Annotated in this window: 22 protein-coding genes; 13 read left to right on the forward strand and 9 right to left on the reverse strand. The window is 60.3% G+C overall.

The genetic code is table 11. The annotated features are described in order from the left end of the window. The first annotated feature begins 52 nt into the window (after positions 1–52). Positions 53–1,015 carry a LysR family transcriptional regulator gene (locus AB7M32_RS04035; RefSeq protein ID WP_092442671.1) on the forward strand — a complete coding sequence of 321 codons (963 nt, stop codon included), beginning with the start codon at positions 53–55 and terminating at the stop codon, positions 1,013–1,015. Here AB7M32_RS04035 and AB7M32_RS04040 read toward each other — a convergent pair. Continuing rightward, complete coding sequence (locus AB7M32_RS04040; RefSeq protein ID WP_092200358.1) at positions 957–1,166, reverse strand: PA3496 family putative envelope integrity protein; 210 nt, start codon at positions 1,164–1,166, stop codon at positions 957–959. The two genes, AB7M32_RS04035 and AB7M32_RS04040, sit on opposite strands and share 59 nt — an antisense overlap. 229 nt (positions 1,167–1,395) lie before the next feature. Continuing rightward, complete coding sequence (gene hexR / locus AB7M32_RS04045; RefSeq protein ID WP_003187110.1) at positions 1,396–2,262, reverse strand: transcriptional regulator HexR; 867 nt, start codon at positions 2,260–2,262, stop codon at positions 1,396–1,398. Positions 2,263–2,693: 431 nt separating this feature from the next. Between hexR and AB7M32_RS04050 the strand changes: the two genes are divergently transcribed. Beyond that, positions 2,694–3,008, forward strand: a complete 315-nt coding sequence (locus tag AB7M32_RS04050; RefSeq protein ID WP_454249144.1) for a hypothetical protein — start codon at positions 2,694–2,696, stop codon at positions 3,006–3,008. A gap of 69 nt (positions 3,009–3,077) precedes the next feature. Here the strand turns inward: AB7M32_RS04050 and AB7M32_RS04055 are convergent, their stop codons facing one another. Further along, on the reverse strand, positions 3,078–5,951 hold the full coding sequence (locus AB7M32_RS04055) for a putative bifunctional diguanylate cyclase/phosphodiesterase (RefSeq protein WP_454249145.1): 2,874 nt from the start codon (positions 5,949–5,951) through the stop codon (positions 3,078–3,080). Between the two features lie 262 nt (positions 5,952–6,213). Between AB7M32_RS04055 and uvrD the strand changes: the two genes are divergently transcribed. The 3 genes from uvrD (at position 6,214) to AB7M32_RS04070 (ending at position 10,114) form a co-directional block, all read left to right on the forward strand. Continuing rightward, positions 6,214–8,394: a DNA helicase II gene (uvrD, locus tag AB7M32_RS04060; RefSeq protein WP_072407560.1), complete on the forward strand. Its 2,181-nt coding sequence runs from the start codon at positions 6,214–6,216 to the stop codon at positions 8,392–8,394. A 296-nt stretch (positions 8,395–8,690) separates the two neighbouring features. After that, on the forward strand, positions 8,691–9,566 hold the full coding sequence (locus tag AB7M32_RS04065) for a Tim44 domain-containing protein (protein ID WP_454249146.1): 876 nt from the start codon (positions 8,691–8,693) through the stop codon (positions 9,564–9,566). 140 nt (positions 9,567–9,706) lie between these two features. Continuing rightward, entirely contained in the window at positions 9,707–10,114 is a 408-nt protein-coding gene (locus tag AB7M32_RS04070; RefSeq protein ID WP_042731763.1) for an SMI1/KNR4 family protein, read from the forward strand. 13 nt (positions 10,115–10,127) lie between these two features. On the opposite strand, the gene AB7M32_RS04075 is transcribed toward AB7M32_RS04070, so the two are convergent. After that, positions 10,128–11,891 (reverse strand): cation:proton antiporter, encoded by a 1,764-nt coding sequence (locus AB7M32_RS04075; RefSeq protein WP_072407564.1) that lies wholly within the window; start codon positions 11,889–11,891, stop codon positions 10,128–10,130. Positions 11,892–12,170: 279 nt separating this feature from the next. Between AB7M32_RS04075 and AB7M32_RS04080 the strand changes: the two genes are divergently transcribed. Next, positions 12,171–12,656 carry an acyl-CoA thioesterase gene (locus tag AB7M32_RS04080; protein WP_039593237.1) on the forward strand — a complete coding sequence of 162 codons (486 nt, stop codon included), beginning with the start codon at positions 12,171–12,173 and terminating at the stop codon, positions 12,654–12,656. Between the two features lie 123 nt (positions 12,657–12,779). Here AB7M32_RS04080 and pdxY read toward each other — a convergent pair whose 3' ends face one another. After that, the gene (pdxY, locus tag AB7M32_RS04085; RefSeq protein WP_072343581.1) at positions 12,780–13,652 is read right to left on the reverse strand and encodes a pyridoxal kinase PdxY; all 873 of its coding nucleotides are present in this window, start codon (positions 13,650–13,652) and stop codon (positions 12,780–12,782) included. Between the two features lie 119 nt (positions 13,653–13,771). On the opposite strand from pdxY, the gene AB7M32_RS04090 reads away from it, so the two are divergent. Next, positions 13,772–14,194, forward strand: coding sequence for a DUF3301 domain-containing protein (locus AB7M32_RS04090; protein WP_053126721.1), 423 nt, complete (start codon positions 13,772–13,774; stop codon positions 14,192–14,194). Between the two features lie 12 nt (positions 14,195–14,206). On the opposite strand, the gene AB7M32_RS04095 is transcribed toward AB7M32_RS04090, so the two are convergent. After that, positions 14,207–15,172, reverse strand: coding sequence for a CobW family GTP-binding protein (locus AB7M32_RS04095; RefSeq protein ID WP_454249147.1), 966 nt, complete (start codon positions 15,170–15,172; stop codon positions 14,207–14,209). 27 nt (positions 15,173–15,199) lie between these two features. On the opposite strand from AB7M32_RS04095, the gene AB7M32_RS04100 reads away from it, so the two are divergent. After that, a complete protein-coding gene (locus AB7M32_RS04100) occupies positions 15,200–15,553 on the forward strand; it encodes a hypothetical protein (RefSeq protein WP_060739960.1) in 354 nt (117 codons plus the stop codon). On the opposite strand, the gene AB7M32_RS04105 is transcribed toward AB7M32_RS04100, so the two are convergent. Continuing rightward, positions 15,550–16,200, reverse strand: a complete 651-nt coding sequence (locus AB7M32_RS04105) for a DUF1826 domain-containing protein (protein WP_454249148.1) — start codon at positions 16,198–16,200, stop codon at positions 15,550–15,552. The two genes, AB7M32_RS04100 and AB7M32_RS04105, sit on opposite strands and share 4 nt — an antisense overlap. Beyond that, positions 16,200–17,408 (reverse strand): zinc metallochaperone GTPase ZigA, encoded by a 1,209-nt coding sequence (gene zigA, locus AB7M32_RS04110; RefSeq protein ID WP_454249149.1) that lies wholly within the window; start codon positions 17,406–17,408, stop codon positions 16,200–16,202. The genes AB7M32_RS04105 and zigA overlap by 1 nt, the downstream gene beginning before the upstream one ends. Positions 17,409–17,553: 145 nt before the next feature. Between zigA and AB7M32_RS04115 the strand changes: the two genes are divergently transcribed. The 5 genes from AB7M32_RS04115 (at position 17,554) to AB7M32_RS04135 (ending at position 21,376) form a co-directional block, all read left to right on the forward strand. Next, on the forward strand, positions 17,554–17,946 hold the full coding sequence (locus AB7M32_RS04115; RefSeq protein ID WP_454249150.1) for a glutamine synthetase: 393 nt from the start codon (positions 17,554–17,556) through the stop codon (positions 17,944–17,946). A gap of 115 nt (positions 17,947–18,061) precedes the next feature. Beyond that, on the forward strand, positions 18,062–18,958 hold the full coding sequence (folE2, locus tag AB7M32_RS04120; RefSeq protein ID WP_454252097.1) for a GTP cyclohydrolase FolE2: 897 nt from the start codon (positions 18,062–18,064) through the stop codon (positions 18,956–18,958). Then, positions 18,955–19,623, forward strand: coding sequence for a metal ABC transporter ATP-binding protein (locus AB7M32_RS04125; protein WP_454249151.1), 669 nt, complete (start codon positions 18,955–18,957; stop codon positions 19,621–19,623). Before folE2 ends, AB7M32_RS04125 begins: the two co-directional genes overlap by 4 nt. Beyond that, positions 19,623–20,489: a metal ABC transporter permease gene (locus AB7M32_RS04130; RefSeq protein ID WP_454249152.1), complete on the forward strand. Its 867-nt coding sequence runs from the start codon at positions 19,623–19,625 to the stop codon at positions 20,487–20,489. Before AB7M32_RS04125 ends, AB7M32_RS04130 begins: the two co-directional genes overlap by 1 nt. 11 nt (positions 20,490–20,500) lie before the next feature. Beyond that, positions 20,501–21,376 (forward strand): metal ABC transporter substrate-binding protein, encoded by an 876-nt coding sequence (locus AB7M32_RS04135; RefSeq protein ID WP_454249153.1) that lies wholly within the window; start codon positions 20,501–20,503, stop codon positions 21,374–21,376. A 124-nt stretch (positions 21,377–21,500) separates the two neighbouring features. Here AB7M32_RS04135 and AB7M32_RS04140 read toward each other — a convergent pair whose 3' ends face one another. After that, positions 21,501–22,022 carry a DUF3617 domain-containing protein gene (locus AB7M32_RS04140; protein ID WP_454249154.1) on the reverse strand — a complete coding sequence of 174 codons (522 nt, stop codon included), beginning with the start codon at positions 22,020–22,022 and terminating at the stop codon, positions 21,501–21,503. Between the last annotated feature and the right edge of the window lie 60 nt (positions 22,023–22,082).

A 22,082-nucleotide genomic window follows, 5' to 3' on the forward strand; every position in this document is an offset into this window, starting at 1 on the left:
TAAGCAAAGACTTATAGTTGCGTTATCCGCCCCACTCCAGAGTGCTTAGAAAATGCGTAAGTCATTGATGCGTATGACCTTGCGTCAATTGCAGATTTTCAATGAGGTGTGCGACCTGAGGTCTTACAGCCGTGCAGCCGACGAAATGTCTCTCACGCAACCGGCCGTTAGCCTACAGATTCGATCCCTGGAAGAGCTGATTGGCCAGCCGCTGTTCGAGTATGTCGGCAAGAAACTCTACATGACCGAAGCCGCCGAAGCTCTGCAACGTGCCAGCCGAGACATCTTCGGGCGCCTGGAAAACCTCGATATGCAGCTCTCGGACATGCAGGGATCGCTGCAAGGTCAATTGAAGCTGGCGGTGGAATCCAGCGCCAAGTACTTCGTCCCGCACCTGTTCGCCGCGTTCAAGCGCCAGCATCCGGAGGTCAATCTGAACCTAACGGTGGTCAATCGCGGCCAGGTCATCCGACGCCTCTCGGACAACCGAGACGATCTGGTGATCATGTCCATGGTGCCCCAGGACATGGGTTTGGAGTTCCTGCCCTTCCTCAACAATCCGATCGTCGCCGTGGCGCCGCCCGACCATCCGCTGTGCCACCTGGGTCCGCTGCGCTTGCAGGACCTGGAGCCCTACACGCTGCTGTTGCGCGAACCTGGCTCCGGCACGAGACTGGCCTGCGAGGAATACTTCAAGGAGAAACGGGTGCATTTCACCCAGACGCTGGAAGTGGCGTCGGCGGAAGCCCAGCGCGAATGCGTGGTGGCCGGGCTGGGCGTGGCGCTGTTGACGCGCCACGCCGTGAGCCGGGAGCTGTCGTCCGGCGCACTCATCGAATTGCCGGTGGAGGAATTGCCACTGTATCGCAGTTGGTGCCTGGTGCAGGCCAGGGCCAAGCGCCTGTCACCGGTGGCCCACGCCTTCCTGGCGTTCGTGCGCGGCGAGCGCGCTCAGATCATTGGCCTGGTTGAGCGTTTCGACGGGAAGCCGCCGACGATGCCTGCCAGTAGTTGAATTCTGCCACGTCAGGAAATTCGCTGATCTCGGCCAGGAGCTGGCGCTGTTCATAGCGGTCTTCGATGGCACGACGGAACGCCATGCGGCGCTGATCTTCCTGCTGACGACGAGTTTTGACGGCGCTGCGTTCTTCGTAGGACTGGGTCATGTCGAGACTCCCAAGACGTATACGGGAGTTTCACGATGAAGGCGCGCGATGACCGTTTGGCGGCGCGGGGGTTACAGAACGATGAATTCGGGCGGATGACACCCTGTGGCAAGGGAGCTTGCGCAAACCTGCCAATGCGGCGTGTCTGGATAAGTGTTGGGGTCGCTTCGCAACCCAGCGGGAGCAAGCTCCCTCGCCACAAAAACCCCTCAACCCAAAGCTCGGGACTTTAGTCGTCCAGCGCCTTCACCGACTTGGGCGACAGCCGCAGGCTGCGAAGGCTGCGCTTCACGCTCTTGAGGTGGTTGACCAGACTCGGGCCACGGGCCATGGCGACGCCCATTGCCAATACGTCGATCACCACCAGGTGGGCGATACGCGAAGTCAGCGGCGTGTAGATCTCGGTGTCTTCGTGCACGTCGATGGCCAGGTTCACCGTGGAAAGCTCCGCCAGCGGTGTCTGGCTCGGGCACAAGGTGATCAGCGAGGCACCGCTTTCACGCACCAGGTTCGCGGTGATCAGCAGGTCCTTGGAACGCCCCGACTGGGAAATGCAGATCGCCACATCGGTGGGTTTCAACGTCACCGCCGACATGGCCTGCATGTGCGGGTCGGAATAGGCTGCCGCCGTCAGCAGCAACCGGAAGAACTTGTGCTGGGCATCGGCCGCCACTGCGCCCGAAGCGCCGAAGCCATAGAACTCGACACGCTGGGCCTGGGACATGGCCGTGACAGCTTTTTGCAACGCCACCGGGTCAAGCTTCTCGCGAACCTCCATCAACGTATGCAGGGTGGTGTCGAAGATTTTCAGGCTGTAGTCCGCCACCGAGTCATCTTCATGGATTGCAAACTGACCGAAGCTCGCCCCGGCGGCCAGGCTTTGTGCCAGCTTGAGTTTCAGGTCCTGGAAACCCGAGCAACCAATGGCCCGGCAGAAGCGCACGATGGTCGGTTCGCTGATGCCGACGCTGTGGGCAAGATCGGCCATGGAGCTATGCATCACGGCCGCTGGATCAAGCAGTACGTGATCGGCGACTTTCAGCTCCGACTTGCGCAGCAAGTGGCGTGACTGGGCGATGTGTTGCAACAGGTTCAAGGGGCTGGACTCTTGTTATGGGCAAATGCCGGGATGTAGCAAGCTTGTAGTTATACTACAAGAATTGGCGCTTTGCCCGTCCAAAACGTAACTGGATTGCCACCCCGCCCCTTTGTTTTGGCCGAGGATCGCCAGATGTAGCAGCCTGTGCCTTGACGCAAACCCTCTGCGTTGCCGATCCACGGGTCCCCAGACGTGACCTGAGCCCTGGCTGGGAGAAAAACCGTCTATTCAATCACTGACTACTTGCTACTTCCCCAGCAACATACTCCAGCCGTCATCAATAACATGACCAACAAACAACCTGACAACTCACTCAGCAACTAACGTCTTCTTACAATACCCCTCTCAATTTTCCAGACACTATCAAGTCAAAGTCGATATATTGGCTCCCGCAGGACGCAATCAACTTAATTACAGGAGTTACTACCATGAAAATCACAACCAAAGATTGGGCCGCACAAATCGATCGCATGCCAGGTGCCGCGTCGTTCCGTACCTTTGGCACTGTCACCGTACCCCACACCGGCATTACGCCAAAGCTGGTACGAAGCCCGATGCAGGACAAGTCCTTTGATCTGCGACTGGAGTTGCAACTTGAATCTTCCAATGAAGTTTCACTGCCGGTCATTACCGACAAAGTCGTCGAGTACAAAGTACCGGGCGAATCTCATGTCACTGGCGTGAGCATTTTTTTCGAAGGGCAGTTGCTGCATCACATTGATGAAGTACTCGTGACCAACTAAGCGCATGTTAACCACTTCCCGTCAGACACTAATGGCGTCTGGCGGGAAGTTCCAAATCGAGGATCGGGTTCATTCAGTCATGTGTTGCATCCGCAACAACCCGGCCAGCCCATCAGCTTCCACTGGCCGACTGATCAGATACCCCTGCACCTCATCGCAACGCTCGTTTTTGAGGAAATCGAGCTGCTCCTGCCGCTCGACGCCTTCGGCCACTACCTTGAGCGACAATCCATGGGCCATTGCAATGATTGCCCGGGTAATGGCGGTATCCACGCTACCCTCGCCCAGCCCGCGAATGAACGCCTGATCGATCTTCACGTAGTCCACCGGGATACGTTTGAGGTAGCTCAGGGATGAGTAGCCGGTGCCAAAATCGTCGATCGCCAGCTTGACCCCAAGGTCACGCAATTGCTGGAACGTGGCGATGATGTGCTCGACGCTGTCGAGCAACTGACTCTCGGTCAACTCCAGCTCCAGGTACTGAGGGGCCAAACCGGTTTCTTCCAGCACTTGTCGCACCAGGCTGACCAGCTTGCCCTGGCGCAATTGATGCACCGACAGATTGACCGACACCCTGATCGGCTCGAGCCCCTGGCGCTGCCACTCGCACGCCTGCCAACAGGCCTGTCGCAACACGAACTCGCCAATCGGCCCGATCAACCCGGTCTCTTCGGCCAGACCGATGAAATCCCCCGGCGGAACCCGCCCCATGGCCGGATGATCCCAGCGCACCAGCGCCTCGGCGGCGTTCAGGCGACCGGTCGCCAGGCACAGTTTCGGCTGATAAAAGACCTTCAGTTGTTGCTCTTCCAAGGCCTTGCGCAACTGGTTTTCCAGTTGCAGGCGCTCTAGCGTGCTGGCCTGAAGGCTCTCGGTGTAGAACTGGAAGTTGTTGCCCCCCAAATGCTTGGCGTGCTGCATGGCCATGTTCGCCTGGCTGACCAGTGTGGCAATTTCCCGCGTGTTGTCAGGCAACAAGCTGATGCCGATGGAAGCACTAAGTACCAGTTCATGGCCCTCGATGGTCAGCGGCACGCGCAGCTTGGCGGCCAGCCGGGTCGCCACTCGCGCCAGGCTTGAAAGGTTGCCGTAGGCATCGAACAACACCGCAAACTCATCGCCGGACAATCGGGCGATGGTATCCGCCTCGGGCAACGCATTGATCAGGCGCCGCGCCATTTTCTGCAACAACTGGTCGGCGATGTCATGGCCGAGGCTGTCGTTGAGCAATTTGAAACGGTCCAGGTTGATATGCAGTAACGCCAGGCTGCGCCGTCCACCCTGGCGCACCCGCTGATGGGCTTCGTTCAGGCGTTCGCGAAACAGCGAGCGATTCGCCAACCCAGTCAATTCGTCGTAATGGGTCAGGTAGCGCATCCGTTCTTCGGATTCGCGCCGTGCCGAAAGATCGGCGAAGAAGCCCACGATATGGCTGACGTTCCCCCGAGCATCGCGCACGACGTTCAGTTGCAGCCACTGCGGATACAGCTCGCCGTTGGCCCGCGCCTCCACCAATTCCCCCTGCCAGGTGCCGTGCTGCTTGAGCGATTGGCGAATGACGGAGTAGTGCCGGCGCGCATCGCGGCTGCACGGCAGGTCGACTACGTTGCGCCCGAGCATGTCCTCGATATTGAAACCGGTGACCCGCATGAACGCCTGATTGGCGGCGAGCAACAGGTAGCTGGGGTCGAAAATCACAATACCTTCGCTGGCGGCCTCGAACACCGTGGCCGCCAGCTGGCGTTGCTGCTCGAGCTCCTTGCTGGCGCTGATGTCGCGCCGGGTGCCGACCATGCGCAGCACCCGTCCGCTCGCGCTGCGCTCCACAGCCCGGCCACGGTCTTCGATCCAGACCCAGTGACCATCGCCGTGCCGCACACGGTATTCGATCTGGTAATCCTCGCTGCGACCCTTGAGGTGTTCGACCAGGGCCCGCTTGAGCGCCGGCACGTCCTGGGGGTGCAGGCGCGGGGTGAGGTGGCTAAGCATCGCCGTGACGTATTCGGGCTCCAGGCCGAACAGCTCCTTGAGCTGGGTGTGATGGACTTCGTCAGTCTGCAGGTTCCAATCCCACAACCCCAGCTCACTGGCCTTGAGGGCCAGGGCCAGGCGCGCCTCGCTCTTGCTCAGGGCCTGGCTGGCGACCTCCAGTTCAAGGCTGCGTTGCGCGACCCGCGCCTCCAGACCAACCTGGGCCGCCCGCAGTTTCTCCTCGGCCGAGCGACGTTGCTCGACCTCCCGGGCCAGCGCCTCGTTGAGCGACGCACTGCGGGTTTGGGTTTGCTGCAGATGCTCGATCAGGGCCTGGTTCTGGAAGCGTCGCAGCATGCCACTCTGGATCAAGCGATTGACTTGCCAAGCCACCACGATCAGGGAAACCAGCAAAATCAGCCCCAGCCAACCCCAGCCACGTTGCTGCTCATCGCCGCCCCAGAAGAGATAACCGATGGCCGGTAACAGGCAGGGCAAGGTGAAGGACAGGAACGCTGGAAGGCTCACGGCATAGGCCACACTGGCCGACAGCGCCGCCGCGCCAATCAGGCCGAACACCCAGGCCTGCTGCTGGAAGCTGTCGGCCGGGACCAACGCGATGCCGGCCCCGGCCAGCGTCAGGCCGGTCATCGCCGAGCCCAGCAAAAACATGCGCAACCAGATCGGGTGCGCCTGGCGGCTTGGCATCGCCGAATCGAAAGCCGCCACTTGGATTACCCGTAGCGCCACCAGCGACAACAACCAGACGAGCCAGACGCTCACCAGGAAATAGCGCCGCGGCTCCCATAACAGCGCGGCGCAGACCAGACCATTGAGCAGCATGAACAGCGTAGGCAGCAGTGAGCCTTGATACAACAGACGTGTGCGCTCGACCGCCATCTCCGTGGCGTACTGCTTGCAGATGACCCGCGGTTCCACACAGGGGCCCGCCGGATCGGAATTGAGGGTCATTGGCACTGTTCTTGTTCTTATTCAGTGAAACGTGGAGAACCCGAAACGAGCACCGAGCATACACAAGCCATGGGCCTTCCCACACTGTCCCAGCTCATAAAAACAAGGAAAAAAGTCGCTATTTCATTGGGTGGCGCCGCTCCCGAGCGAGTCCCGCCAACGCCTGTAGCCTGTGACCCGCCGGTCATCACCCAGCGGTCTTTTTATCGGCTGATGCAAAGCTCGGTTTGCCCGGGGTGGCGCCGCACCCTAGAATGCCCCGATGCGCGATGATCTCTCCCTTCTGCTGAACTCCCTCAACGATGCCCAACGTCAGGCCGTAGCAGCCTCCGTGGGTCGTCAGTTGGTCCTGGCCGGTGCCGGCTCCGGTAAAACCCGAGTGCTGGTGCACCGTATCGCCTGGTTGATCCAGGTCGAGAACGCCTCGCCCCATTCGATCCTGTCGGTGACGTTCACCAACAAGGCCGCGGCCGAGATGCGCCATCGCATCGAACAACTGATGGGCATCAACCCCGCCGGCATGTGGGTCGGCACCTTCCACGGCCTGGCGCACCGCTTGTTGCGGGCGCATTGGCAGGAAGCCGGGCTAAGCCAGACCTTCCAGATCCTGGACAGCGACGACCAGCAGCGCCTGGTCAAGCGGGTGATCCGCGAGCTGGGCCTGGACGAGCAGCGCTGGCCGGCCCGGCAGGCCCAATGGTTCATCAACGGCCAGAAAGACGAAGGCCTGCGCCCGCAGCACATCCAGGCCAGCGGCGACTTGTTCCTGGCGACCATGCGCAGCATCTACGAAGCCTACGAGGCGGCGTGCCAGCGTGCCGGGGTGATCGACTTTTCCGAGCTGCTGCTACGGGCCCTGGACCTATGGCGCGACCACCCTGGCCTGCTGGCCCACTATCAAAAGCGCTTCCGGCATGTACTGGTGGACGAATTCCAGGACACCAACGCCGTGCAATATGCCTGGTTGCGCTTGCTCGCCAAGGGCGGCGACAGCCTGATGGTGGTGGGTGACGACGATCAGTCGATCTACGGCTGGCGCGGCGCCAAGATCGAGAACATTCACCAGTACTCGGCGGACTTTCCTGACGCCGAAGTCATCCGCCTGGAACAGAACTACCGCTCAACCGCCGGCATCCTCAAGGCCGCCAACGCCCTGATCGCCAACAACACCGGGCGCCTGGGCAAGGAACTGTGGACCGATGGCGGCGAAGGCGAGGCGATCAACCTCTACGCGGCCTTCAACGAACACGATGAAGCCCGCTACGTGGTGGAAACCATCGAGAGCGCGCTGAAAACCGGCCTGGCCCGCAGCGACATCGCCATCCTGTACCGTTCCAACGCCCAATCGCGGGTGCTGGAAGAAGCGTTGCTGCGCGAACGGATCCCCTACCGCATCTATGGCGGCCAGCGCTTCTTCGAGCGTGCTGAAATCAAGAACGCCATGGCCTACCTGCGCCTGCTCGAAGGTCGCGGCAACGACGCGGCCCTGGAGCGGGTGATCAATGTACCGACACGGGGCATCGGTGAAAAAACCGTCGAAGCGATTCGCGATCACGCGCGCCACAGCCACGTGTCCATGTGGGAAGCCATGCGCCAACTGGTGGCCAACAAAGGCGTGACCGGTCGTGCCGCCGGCGCCCTGAAAGCCTTCATGGACCTGATCGAAGACCTGGCCGCCAAGTGCGGGGAGATGCCTCTGCACTTGATGACCCAGACCGTCATCGAGCAGTCCGGCCTGATCGCCTACCACGAAGCGGAAAAAGGCGAGAAAGGCCAGGCCCGGGTGGAAAACCTCGAGGAGCTGGTCAGCGCCGCACGCAACTTCGAAAACACCGAAGAAGACGCAGACCTCTCGCCCCTGTCGGCCTTCCTGGGTCACGCCTCCCTGGAGGCCGGAGATACCCAGGCCGACGAACATGAAGACAGCATCCAACTGATGACCCTGCACAGCGCCAAGGGCCTGGAGTTCCCCTACGTGTTCCTCGTGGGCATGGAAGAAGGCCTGTTCCCCCACAAGATGAGCCTGGAAGAACCGGGACGCCTGGAGGAGGAACGACGCCTGGCCTACGTTGGTATCACCCGAGCCATGCAGAATCTGGTGCTGACCTACGCTGAAACCCGACGTTTGTATGGCAGCGAGACCTACAACAAGGTGTCGCGCTTCGTACGTGAAGTGCCGAAGGGCCTGATCCAGGAAGTGCGGCTGTCCAATAGTGTCAGCCGACCGTTCGGCGGCGGCCAGCAACAAAGCAGCAGTCTGTTCGGCGGCAGCGACATTCCGGAAACCGGCTTCAGCCTCGGCCAGACCGTGCGGCACTCGGTGTTCGGCGACGGCGTCATCCTCAACTTCGAAGGCGCCGGCGCCCAGGCCCGGGTGCAGGTGAACTTCAGCGAAGGCAGCAAGTGGCTGATGCTGGGGTATGCCAAGCTCGAGGCGATCTAGGGAATGTGTAAGCCCTTGTGGGAGCGAGCTTGCTCGCGATAGCAGTCGATCAGTCAATATTGGTGCTGACTGACACACCGCTATCGCGAGCAAGCTCGCTCCCACAGTTGTTCTGGGAAACATTTCCGATAGAACTTGTTCCGCTTTCCTACAGCCCAAAGTGAACAAGCCTTCTTGCACAGCCGAAGCTGAACCTAACCTGTCACGCAAAAGCCGGAAACACTCTGCCGCTAGCCAGCAACACTTCAGCTGTGCAACATGGCCCGCGTGCTATCCACAAATGGGAATGCCTTTATATGAAACGTTTTCTTAGCGTCGCCATGGCGTTGTGCATCGGCCTGACGATGGCCATCGATGCCAATGCTGCCAAGCGCTTTGGCGGTGGTAAAAGCTCGGGGGCAGCCCCGACTCACCAGACCAGCCAGATGGCGCCGTCCTCTGCTGCCGGCTCCACCGCTGCCACCGCAGGCGCGGCCGGTGCCGCAGGCGCTGCCACCAAGGCCAGCGGCGCTTCGCGCTGGCTCGGCCCCCTGGCCGGCATCGCCGCCGGTGGCCTGCTCGCCTCCATGTTCATGGGCGACGGCTTCCAGGGCATGCAGATCTTCGACATCCTGATCATGGCGGTCATCGCCTTCCTGGTCTTCCGCTTCATTGCCGCTCGTCGTCGCAAGCAGCAGGAGCAACTCGCTCCAGCCGGCCACGCGCCCATGCAGCGTGAAGTGTTCAACCAGCAGCCTGCCAGTGGTTCGATCTTCGGTGGTTCGGCAGCGCCTGCGGCCGTTCGTCCGGTCATCAACGCGCCGGCCTGGTTCAACGAGCAACGCTTCATCGAAGCCGCCCGCAACCACTTCATGTCCTTGCAGCAGCATTGGGACGCGAACGAAATGGACAAGATCGCCGAGTTCGTGACCCCGCAACTGCTGGAGTTCCTCAAGCGCGAGCGAGCCGAGCTGGGTGATGGCTTCCAGTCCACCTACATCGATAACCTGCAGGTGCAACTGGATGGTGTCGACGATCGCGCCGACAAGACCATCGCCACCCTGACCTTCATCGGTGTGTCGAAGGACTCTCGCTTCGATAAGGGCGAAGCGTTCAGCGAAAGCTGGAACATGGAACGCGCCCAGGGCGATGACCAGCCTTGGCTGGTGGCAGGTATCCGCCAGAACGGTTGAACCTTTGCCCGTTTTGCATGTTGAAATAAAAGAACCCCGGCCCAGGCCGGGGTTTTCTATTTCGCGGTTGCATCTATAGCGAGCTACTGTATAAACCGCTTCATATAAAACCGCGCCATCGAGAAAGAGGATCCCCGGACGTGGAAGAAATCATCGAACAATTGCGTGAAGCCAACGAGCCCGTACCGGTCCCGCTGGAATTGCCCGACGAAGATTTGCTGGTAGAGATCGAAGAGCAGCTGTTCATCGATATCCCATTCGTCTTCAGGGAGTTTTTGCTGACCGTCAGCGATGTCGTCTACGGCAGCCTGGAGCCGGTGACCGTTACCGATCCACAGTCCCACACCTACCTACCGGAGGTGGCCGCCAACGCCTGGGATGCCGGTGTCGACCGCAGCCTGATCCCGATCTGCCAGGACGGCGACGATTATTACTGCGTTGAAGAGGACGGCACTGTAGTGCTGTGGCAAGCCGAAGAAGAACTGATCGCCGAGGAAACCTGGGAATCGGTCTGGCACTGGGCCCGGGACGTCTGGCTGGAAAGCTGAGCCCCGCAGCCGGTCAATGCCCGGACGACTCCTTGTGGTTGTCCAGGGTTTCAAGCAAGGCCACCTGCATCCGCGTATGCAGGCGGATGAACCAGCGCCAGAGCAGCGCCGCCACGGCAGTCGCCACCACGGCGATCAGTACGAGTAACTTGTTGGTCGGCAGAATGCTGGCCGACAAGGCTGCCAATAGCAGGAAAATCACCAGCAGCGAGAGAATCGGGATCACTTCGGCGATCACCCGACGCACACGCTGGGTGTGACGGCCAGCCATCTCCGGCTTCACGCCCATCTCCGCCAGCAGCATCGACAGCGCCTTGAGCTTGCGGTACGCGGCGATCAGGAACGGTAGCGACAGCAACAACGCCCCGCCCCAGATCAATGCTTTCTGCCAGCTCGGGTCGCTGATCCATGCTTGCAGGTAAGCCGACATCCGCTCGGCGAAAAAACCACCCGAGACAAAAATCGCAATCACCAGCGCCAGGTTGACGCCGACCTGCAGCAAAATTCGCCGGATCATCGACGCCACCATCGCCCCTTCACCCTGGGGTTGGATGCTACGCAGCCATTCGCCGTACATCCCCAGCACCCGAGTCAGCCGTTTCGGCATGACTGTCGCCAACTTGACGGACAGTGGGTCGGCAGCCCGGATCAGGTACGGCGTCAGCAGTGTGGTCAACACCGAGACGGCGACCGCGACCGGGTAGAGAAAATCGCTGGTGACCTGCAGGGTCATCCCCAACGACGCGATGATGAAGGAAAATTCGCCGATCTGCGAAAGACCCATCCCAACGCGCAGCGAGGTGCGTCCGTCGTTGCCGGCGATAAAAGCACCAAGGCCGCAGGACAACATCTTGCCGAGCACCACTGCGGCCGTGATCACGGCAATCGGCCAGGCGTACTGCAGCAGTATCGCCGGATCGAGCATCAACCCGATGGCGACGAAGAAGATCGCGCTGAACAGATCACGCACCGGCTCCACCAGTCGCTCGATCTTCAGCAGTTGCCGGGACTCGGCCATGATCGCACCAATCAGGAACGCCCCGAGTACCATGCTGTATTCCAGTTTCACCACCAGCAGGCAGAAGCCGAAACACAAGCCCAGTACGGTAATCAGCAGCATTTCGTTGCTGTCGAACTTCGCCACGTAGGCCAGCACCCTCGGCACCAGCAGAATGCCGATGACCAACGCGACGATCATGAACAACGACAACTTGCCAACGGTGGAAAACACCTCGCCGGAGCTCACGGTGCCGCTGACGGCAATGCTCGACAGCAAGGCAATGATGCCAATGCCCAGGATGTCCTCGACGATCAACACCCCGAAAATCAGCTGGGCGAAGCGCTCGTTTTTCATCTTCAGGTCGTTGAGCGCCTTGACGATGATCGTGGTGGAGGAAATGGCCAGGATTGCACCGAGGAACAGCGAGTCCATGGTGCTCCAGTCGAACCAGCGGCCGATTTCGTAGCCGATCCAGATCATCAGCACAATTTCGAGGAACGCCGCAATGAAGGCCGTGGCGCCGACCTTGAACAGTTTGCGCAGGCTGAATTCCAGGCCCAGGCAAAACATCAGGAAGATCACCCCGAGCTCGGCCAGGGTCTTGATCGTGTCTTCGTCATGGATAAAACCGAACGGTGGCGTATGCGGGCCAATGATGAAGCCGGCTACGATGTAGCCCAATACCACCGGTTGTTTGAAACGATGAAAGAGTACGGTCACCAACCCCGCCGCCATCATGATGATCGCCAAATCCTGGATAAAACTGATGGCATGCATGTCGGGGCTCCCTGTTCAAAATGACTCACTGCAGAGCTGGAGAAATCCGTTTCCTCTGTAGGAATTGCCCTCGCAACGGGCTTTTGAAGGGTAACACCGCGACTTCCGACAAAAAGACGGTGCAATATATGGAAACAGATCCATCGGCGCGTGACGGCAACCACAGGCGCAGCGTCCCGATATCGGTGGTTTTAAAAATCTGGTGACCTGTTCGCAGGCCACTCCCCAGCACCCGCAGAGGTGCACTCCCGAATGACTGCCTTGAACCGTGAGTACGTTATGGAACCCGGAAACGCCCAGCTGTCGATGACGGTGTTGATGACCCCCGATATGGCCAATTTCTCTGGCAATGTCCATGGCGGCACCTTGCTCAAATACCTCGACGAAGTCGCCTACGCCTGCGCCAGCCGCTACGCCGGACGCTACGTGGTGACCCTGTCGGTCGACCAGGTCATCTTTCGTGAGCCGATTCATGTCGGCGAACTGGTGACCTTCCTGGCCTCGGTGAACTACACCGGCAACACGTCGATGGAAGTGGGCATCAAAGTCGTGACCGAAAATATTCGCGAACGCTCGGTGCGCCACACCAACAGTTGCTTCTTCACCATGGTTGCAGTGGATGACCAACGCAAGCCCGCGCCCGTGCCGCCCTTGCAGCCGCAAAACAGCGAAGAAAAACGCCGCTACGAACAAGCCCAGCAGCGCCGGCAGATCCGCCAGGAACTGGAGAGGCGCTACCAGGAGATCAAGGCGGACGGGCCTTAAGCGGCGGTGGGAGCGAGCTTGCTCGCGATGGCGATGTCACAGCCAGCATCGATGTTGAATTCGATGGCCTCATCGCGAGCAAGCTCGCTCCCACAGGGATTTTCAGCATTTGCACGGGGGCGATCAGAGGCTGATTGGCACAGCCTCGAACCGCACCCGTGGATGGGCGATCCGGTCCTGGGCGCGGACCAGTTCCAGCTCATAGCTGGTGCAGGCCTGGGTCTCCAGCAGCACTTCGTGCACCGCCGCTGCGGTGAATTCGAACGCCGCGACCAAACTGTCCCCCAGCAGAATCCGCGCCAGGAACAACCCCGACGTCAGGTCACCCACGCCCACCGGCTGGCGCGGGAAAGCCAGCAGCGGACGACGCAGGTGCCAGCTGTCATTGGCGGTCACCAGAAGCATTTCGAAACTGTCATCGGGTTTGCCGGGGTAGGCCAGATGCTTGACCAGCACCGCCTTCGGCCCACGGGCCAGCAACGCGCGGGCCATGGCCAGGCAGTCCAGCAACGACTGCGCCTTGCGCCCCGAAAAACTGTCCAGCTCCAATTGGTTGGGGCACATGAGGTCCGCCACGGCAGCGGCTTCTTCCAGGAGAAATTGGCTCACCTCGGGCGCCACGATGCAGCCCTTCTCAGGGTGACCCATGACCGGGTCGCACAGGTACAGCGCCTTGGGATTGGCGACCTTGATCCGCGCCACGCCCTTCAGAATCGCCCGCCCCTGGGCCGCGCTGCCCAGGTAACCGGATAACACCGCATCGCAATGCCCCAGCTCACCGATAGCGGCAATGCCCTCTACCAATGCCGGTATCTGCTCCGGGGCCAGCACTTCACCGGTCCATTGGCCGTACTGGGTGTGATTGGAAAACTGCACGGTATTGAGCGGCCAGACGTTCACGCCGACCCGCTGCATCGGAAACACTGCGGCGCTATTGCCAGCGTGACCGAACACCACGTGGGACTGAATGGCAAGCAGATGAGGCGTACGTTTCATGCGGGAAGTTTCCGTAAAACGATTGAAATTCAAGCCGCGCAGTATGCGACTAAACCCAGCCTGTACGACAGACCGGCGAGACAGTTAAGCTGACAGCAACTTGTTGGAGCACTTCGTTCATGCTGACCCTTGGAAACATCTTCGTGCTGATGCTGCTGGCCACCGGCGGCGCCTGGCTGTGGCACAACCATGGCTTGCGCGAACGGGCGTTGGCGAGGGTCATGCAGCATTGCGCCAACCTCAAGATCGAGCTGCTGGACGGCAACGTGGCGCTGAAAAAAATCGGCTTCGTGAAGGACGCCAATGGTCGACGACGCCTGGCTCGCGTCTACACCTTCGAGTTCACCGTCACCGGCGAAAGCCGCCATTCGGGCACCATCACCCAATTTGGGGCCCACAGCGCACACATAGAGCTGGCGCCCTACCCGATGCCCTTCGAAGAAACACCGCCAGCGCCCATCGAACCGGTCCAGACCAGGCCCAGGGCTGAAGTCATCGAATTGAGCCAGTGGCGCCAGGAACACAACAAGTGGAAGCCTTGAAACAGGGCTGATTCAGGAACAACGACAACTCACCAGACCGGCTTTGAGGCTATCGACGTCTTGCGGCTGATCGAAAATCAGCTCGATCCGAGAATCCTGGCGCCACTCGCTGGCTTGCCAACCCAGCGCCGCCCCCTCCAACGCATTGGCTGAAACCCAACCGTCGCGGCTGTGGATAACCATCTTCGCCCGTTTCCAGCCCTGGTCTTGTAGCCATCGCGACAGCGCCGCTGCGTCGAATCGTTGGCTTGGATGCCAGCGCCAGCCGATACTCCAGCCTCCGTCCTGCTGCTGATACAGGCAGATGGGTTGCGTCGGATCGGTCCAGATCGCCGGGATCTGCCCCAGACTCTTGGGCAGGTTCACGTTATCCACAGACCCGCTGCCCTGAGCCGCAAGGCCTGGCAATCGATCAATCGGTAATGCCGCGTGTTGCGTCCAGTACAACGCAGACCCTGACAGTTGTGCCGTCACCCGTTCGCGATCGGCCTGCGTGACGCTCTCGGATTTGTTCAGCACCAGCAGTCCGGCATTCGTCAGGGTTTGTCGCTGTGCATCGGGCAAGGGTTTGCCGTCCGCCATTGCCCGGGCATCCAACACCAGCACACAGGGTTGTACCGCGAGCACGCCGAGCCATGGGGCTTCATTCAGTTGTCGCATCAACTGTGCCGGATGACCCAGGCCCGAGGGTTCGATGAACAGCCGATCCGGCCGGGCCTTGCGCAGCAAACGCCCAAGACCGATCTGAAACGGCGCGCCGTTGACGCAGCACAAGCAGCCGCCGGCCACTTCGCCCAGTGCGATACCATCGCCAGCCTGGGTCAGCAGCGCGGCATCCAGGCCGATCTGGCCGAACTCGTTGATCAGCACCGCCCAGCGTTCATTGGCCGGTCGCTGGGCCAGCAGATGCCTGATCAGACTGGTCTTGCCGGCGCCCAACGGGCCAGCAATGACATGGGTGGGAATGTGCTGCAACATAATCGACGGCTTTCGATGGAGGTGAATATGCGATTGATCGGCTGGTTGTTACTGGCACTGACGTCGGACCAGGCGCTGGCCCAGGCCTGCGTGGTTCACAGCCAGGCGGAACGACTCGATGTGAAAGTCTGCCAACAGAACCGCAGCATTCCGCAGAAACTGTTTGCCGATGGCTTCTGCCAGCCAAACCTTGCCGGCCAGAAGGTCGAGGTGCAATACGTCGATCAATGCCCTGGCGGCGCGTTCGGCGTTTGCAGCAACGCCCAGGTCGCCAATATGCCTTACCGCCAGGATATTCACTATTACGGCGTGGCGACCGATGCCGCGTACCTGCAGCCATTTTGCGAAGGGCAAAGCCAAGGCACCTGGCTCAAGCCTTAAGCCAGCCAATCCAGCGTGAGAATCAGGCGACGCTCTCCCGGCGCAGGCTCCGGCGAGCGATGGATCAGACCAAACCCCTCATTACCGTGCCATTTCTCGCCTTTAAGCAAGCCGACATCACCGCAACCAAACTGCTGGATCACGTGCGGATCAACCGGCCCTGCTCCAGGCTGTGCCAAGTGCAGGCGATCCATGGCCTCTTCCTTGAGCCACTGGCTGCCGACGCCCGCATAGCTGGTCAGCAATCGCACCGGTACGTGGTCAACGTGGAAGCGCGGGCACATGGCCTTGTCCAGCGTGCGCAGACGCAGACCCACACGTTGCGCGCCCAACAGGCAGGCAAACGCACAGACCAGCCAGGAAACATCGGCGATAAAGCCTTCATAGCCCTGCAGGTCGCTGAAGCCCCCGGCCAGACCGTGCAGCGCTGGCTGGGTGTCTTCCTCTGGCAACTCAAGCACCCGTGATTCAGCCAGCGGCTGGTCCATCGCCAGCACCATGGCAGCAAAATCGCTGATATGCGCGGGAAGCTGACGCTGCCAGACCGCCAGGTTGGTGCCGTCGTCCAGGATCTGCGTGAATACCCGTGGCGTATCACCTTGGACCTGTCGAACTTGTGTCGCTCGTTTCAGACTGGGCGCCAGCATCACGCTGCCGCCTCTTCATGCCACGGTCCGAACGGGTCCGGCAACAAGCGCCAACTTTCGACCCCGAGGGCCATCTCCGCATCGGTGAGCAGGCAAGCATCCAGTTCAGCGGCGAGTTGACCAAAATCAATGTCCTGACCAATGAAGACCAGCTCCTGACGGCAATCACCTGTGGCAGCCAGCCAGTTCTTCATGATCGCCGCTGTGCTCTCTTCATCCTGCGGCCATTGGTTTTTCGGCACGAACCGCCACCAGCGTCCGGCGAAGCCATGTCGCATCAAGCCACCAGCCTGAGACCAGCTGCCCGCCTCCTCAGGCTTGCTGGCCAGCCAGAAGAACCCCTTGGAGCGCAGGAGTTTGCCATTAGGCCACGGCCGGTCGATGAAGTTGAAGAACCGCTGGGGATGAAACGGCCGGCGAGCCCGATAAGCGGTCGAGGCGATGCCGTACTCCTCGGTTTCTGGCACATGCTCACCGCGCAGTTCCTGTAGCCAACCAGGTGCCTGGGCGGCGCGTTCGAAGTCGAAAAGGCCTGTGTCGAGGATTCTGCCCAGTGGCACCTGTCCCATGACCATAGGGATGATCTGCGCCTGGGCGTTGAGACGCTGCAGAATCGCGGTCAACTCTTCCCGCTCATGCTGGCTGATCAAGTCGATCTTGCTGATCAGAATCACGTCGGCAAACTCGATTTGTTCGACCAGCAGATCGGTGATCGAGCGCTCATCCTCCTCACCCAGGGTTTCGCCCCGTGACGCCAGGCTTTCGGCGGCCTGGTAATCCAGTAGGAAATTCACCCCATCGACCACCGTTACCAGGGTGTCGAGTCGCGCCACATCGGCCAGGCTTCGGCCCTCTTCATCGCGAAACGTGAAGGTTTCCGCCACTGGCAGCGGTTCGGAAATACCGGTGGATTCGATCAGCAGGTAGTCGAAACGGCCTTCCCTGGCGAGTTGCCCGACTTCTTCGAGCAAGTCCTCACGCAACGTGCAGCAGATGCAGCCGTTGCTCATTTCCACCAGTTTCTCTTCGGAACGACTCAGGGTGACATCACGCTGGACTTCGCTGCCATCGATGTTGATCTCGCTCATATCGTTGACGATCACAGCAACCCGCAGGTTGTCGCGATTACGCAGGACGTGATTGAGCAGTGTGCTTTTACCGGCACCGAGGAATCCGGAAAGTACGGTGACGGGAAGACGATTGGGCATCAGGTATATCCTCATCGGACGGCCGCTTCGATGACGGCTCGGTTCCAGGGTTCGGCTGGGTTCAGGGCCTGGTTGCTTTTTATGTTATAGTATAACTACACAATTTAACCAGTCCCGCCGCTCTTCATTGGTCTGAGATCAATTCATGCGCAATCATCTGAAATTTGTTTTTGCGAGCTCACTGTTGCTGTGGGCGTTAGGCGCTGCGGCTCAGAGTCCGCTCTTGGCAAACTGCACTCGTAGCGCGAATTTGCTGGCGTGTGTGGATATACAAGGCAATGCCTATAGCGTTGCGACGGCTGGAAACACTATTTATTTACGCGGTTTTGAAGCCACCAGTCGCCGCTATTGGGCGCAAACGAACAGCCGTTACGGTCAGCTCACGTTCTTTACCGGACTGGCGTCGGATGGAGAAAGTTGGGTTGGATACAGCCGACGTGTGGGCTGGACAACCCTCAATCGTTTTTCCAGCTCGGGCGGTAGCACCGGCGCATTTACATGCGGCCGCATGAATGGATGCCAAGATTTATCGCGTTAATGTTTCACGTGGAACGTGAGCATTCAGGGAGATGAAACTCCTTTCATGGAAAAGGCTTCTTAAAATTAACTGTTATACTATAACATCTAATTTTAACCTTCGATGGGCCTTGACCATGAATGCGTTAACACTGCCCGATGTGGCTGCGCAGGTTTCACATCAAACCCTGCCCCTTGATTGGGTAGGCATGTGCGGCATCGCAACGCCGGTGTTGATTGATGGCCAGCGCCTCGGCGCAACGGTCGACGCCGGTGTCAGCCTCGATGACAGCGAGGCGCGTGGCATTCATATGTCGCGCTTATACCTGGCTCTGGGGTTGCTGGAAGAGACGCCACTTTCGCCCGCGCTTTTGCGCCGAATCCTGGAGCAATTCCTCGACAGCCATGAAGGTTTATCCCGTGCGGCTTCGCTCAGCGTGCATGCCGATCTGCTGCTCAAACGTCCGGCGTTAATCAGCCCGTTGGCAGGCTGGAAAAGCTATCCGGTGAGCATCGAAGCTCACTTGAAAAACACAATGTTCCACGTGGAACTGAAGATTCAGATCCCCTATTCCTCGACTTGCCCTTGTTCGGCAGCCCTTGCCCGGCAGCTGATCCAACAGCAATTTGTCGACGACTTTGCTAACAAGAAACTTGAGCATGCCGAAATTCTCGCGTGGTTGGGCTCATCGAACGGCATTGTCGCCACGCCGCATAGCCAGCGCAGCACAGCGACCTTGACGCTACGTCTGGACGCCGCTGTCGACGAATTGCCGCTGCAGTGGTTCATCAACCAAGCCGAAGCAGCCCTCGGCACCGCCGTGCAGACCGCCGTGAAACGCGCCGATGAACAAGCATTCGCCCTGGCCAACGGGCAAAACCTGATGTTCTGCGAAGACGCCGCGCGGCGATTGAGTACGGCCCTGGCCTGCTCATCGCAGATCACCGCCCTGGATGTCCGTGTTGTTCACGCCGAAAGTCTTCATGCCCATGACGCCGTGGCACAAAGCCGCTGGACCCGGGAACCATCATGATCAATTGCCAAGCACTGCGCTGGGGTGCTCCCGGACAACCCCTCACCCCGCCCCTCGCCATGGAGCGACCGGCAGGCAGCCTCACCGCCATCATCGGTGCCAACGGCTCGGGCAAGAGCAGCCTGTTGAAAGTACTCGCGGGGCTGCAAAAGCCGCTAGCCGGCAAAGTTACCTTGAGTGTTCCACGGCGTGGTGGCGTCTCGTTCATGCCTCAGCAGCAACATCTGGATCGGCAATTTCCCATCAACTTGCAAGATCTGGTGGCGGCCGGCTCTTGGGGCAATCGCCACACACCAGCCATGCGTAGACAGTTGCTGCAGACCGTACTGGACGATTGGGCACTGAGCGGCCTTGAGCAGCGTCCGCTAATGGCGCTATCGGGAGGCGAACTGCAACGCGCCCTGCTCGCTCGCCTGAGCCTGGCCGAAGCGCCCTTGCTGCTGCTCGACGAACCCCATGCCGCCCTCGATGAACAAGGCCAGGCGCTACTGTGGAAGCACATTCATCGCTGGCACGCGGCGGGCAGGACCCTCGTGGTGGTGTGTCATGATCTGGCAGCGGTACGCCAACATGTCCCCCATACACTGCTGATCAAAAACACCGGCTGCGTGCTGGGCCGCAGTGTCGATTTGATCGCCCAACAACCCCATGCGTGGGTGGCCTGATGCTCGCGGCCACGCATTTCTGGCAACCCTTCCAAGAGTTTGTCTTCATGCGTCGGGCCTTGCTGGGTGGCCTGGTATTGGCATGCAGCACGGCGCCGTTGGGTGTGTTCCTGATCCTTCGGCGCATGAGCCTGATCGGTGACGCCGTGGCTCACGGCATCCTGCCTGGCGCCGCCCTCGGCTTCTGGTTCGCCGGGCTGAGCCTGCCGGCCTTGACCCTGGGCGGCCTGGGTGCGGGCCTGAGCATGGCTGGGCTCGCCGCCTGGATTACCCGGCGCACAGGCCTACGAGAGGACGCCAGCCTCGCGGCGATTTATCCCATTTCCCTGGCGGCCGGGGTGTTGATCCTCGGCATGGCCGGCAAACGCCTGGACTTGCTGCACCTGCTGTTTGGCTCGGCTTTGGCGGTGGACGGCCCCACACTCAACGGCATGCTGTGGGTTTGCGGCGTCAGCCTGGTGGCGATGGCGTTGATTTATCGACCGCTGCTGCTCGATACCCTCGACCCGCTGTTCCTGCAAACCGTCAGTCGTCTCGGCCCATTGGCCCATGGCGTGTTCTTGACCTTGGTGGTGTTGAACCTGGTGATCGGTTTCCAGGCCATCGGCGCGTTGATGGTGGTCGGCCTGATGATGCTGCCAGCCGCCGCGTCGCGATTCTGGAGCCGTCGCCTGCCGCTGCTGATGCTGATCGCTGCGCTGTTCGGTTGCCTCTCGGTTTGGCTCGGCCTGCTGTTGTCGTTCTATTACTCACTGCCCAGCGGACCGTCCATCGTTCTGGTGGCGGGCGTGTCGTATCTGCTGTCGGTGGTATTCGGGCCGGTGCACGGTTTGCTGCGCCGCCCGCCCTTGCTCACATCCCAATGAGGTGTTTCCCGATGCGCGTACTGCTCGTGCTAATCAGTCTGATGCTGTCCATGTCCCTGTCCGCCGCCGAAAAGCTTCAGGTAGTGACCAGCTTCAGCATCCTCGCCGACATGACCCGACAGGTCGGTGGTGAGCACATTCAAATCACCAACATGGTCGGGCCGGACGCCGATGCACACACCTACGAACCCACGCCAGATGACGCCAAGGCGTTGCTCAGGGCAAAACTGATCATCAAGAATGGCTTGGGCTTCGAGCCGTGGCTGGACCGCCTGGTGACCAGCACCGAAACCAGCGCCCCGGTGATCAGCGCCAGCCGTGGCGTCATCCCGCGGTCACTGGATGAGGACGGCGAGACCATCCCCGACCCGCACGCATGGCACAACCTGGCGAACGCCGAGCTGTATGTCAGCAACATCACCAAGGCACTGGAAGCTGCCGACCCGGCCAACAAGGCCGACTACGAACGCAACAGCCAGGCATACCTGAAGAACATCTACGCCCTACTTGCCGAAGCCAAGGCCAAGCTCGGCGCATTGCCTGCTGGTAATCGCAGGATCGTGACGTCCCACGATGCATTCGGTTACCTGGGCCAGGCCTATGGCATCGAGTTCATGGCACCCCAGGGGTTATCCACCGAACGTGAACCGTCGGCGGCAGAAGTCGCGGCGCTGATTACCCAGATCCGTCAGGCGAAAGTCAAAGCGGTGTTCATGGAAAACATCAAGGACGCCCGCCTGCTCAAGCAGATCGCCGAGGAGAGCGGCGCTCACATCGGCGGCACGCTCTACTCCGATGCACTCGCCGCCAGCGGACCGGCCAGCACGTTCACCGGCCTGTTCGAATACAACCTCAACACGTTGTACGAGGCGCTGAGTCGGCCTTAGAGTATTTGTGGGAGCACGGCCTGCCCGCGATGAACGGTGATGCCCTTGGCGACTCACCGATTTGTCTGCATCGCGAGCACGCGTGGCTTCCACAGGCTCACCGAGCGATTACTTCAAAGGAGCTTCAGGCCCTCGGCTTGACCGTCCCGCAATCCTGGCCCAGCCATACCGCGCGAGTATCGAGGCTACCGTTCTGCTGGATGCCGGTGGCATTGAACGTGCCGTTGACCTTGGTGGTGAATTCACGATCACTCTGGAATGTCGCGACCCCAGTACCCTGGGCTTTCGGGCAACTGAAGCGAAATTTCCACTGATTGCCGGTGCGCTCGGTGATCTGCTGCTTGCAACCCGATTGCGGGTCCTGCAGCGGGATATCATTGGTTTGCACCTGCGCCGGGGTCAGGCACACGCGAATGCCTTTCCCCCCCATGGTAATCCCCTGCTTTTCCAGCATCGCCCGTTGCTCCGGGGTCATCTGGGTTTGCAACTGGCCGAGGATCAGTTGCAGGTCCGGCAGGTTCTGGTTATCGACCTTCATATTGCTGGTGGTCAATTCCCACAAACCCGGCTGGAGCATCTGCGCCTGAGCCGCCATCGAAACCGACAAACCCATCGCCAAGGCCACACCCAGCAGACGAACATTCATTACACGAACTCCAGAGGACAAGTGGCCGTTAGACGCCGGCCACGGGCTTCGGTTCAGGGC

This window comes from Pseudomonas sp. R151218B TE3479 (genome assembly GCF_053629195.1).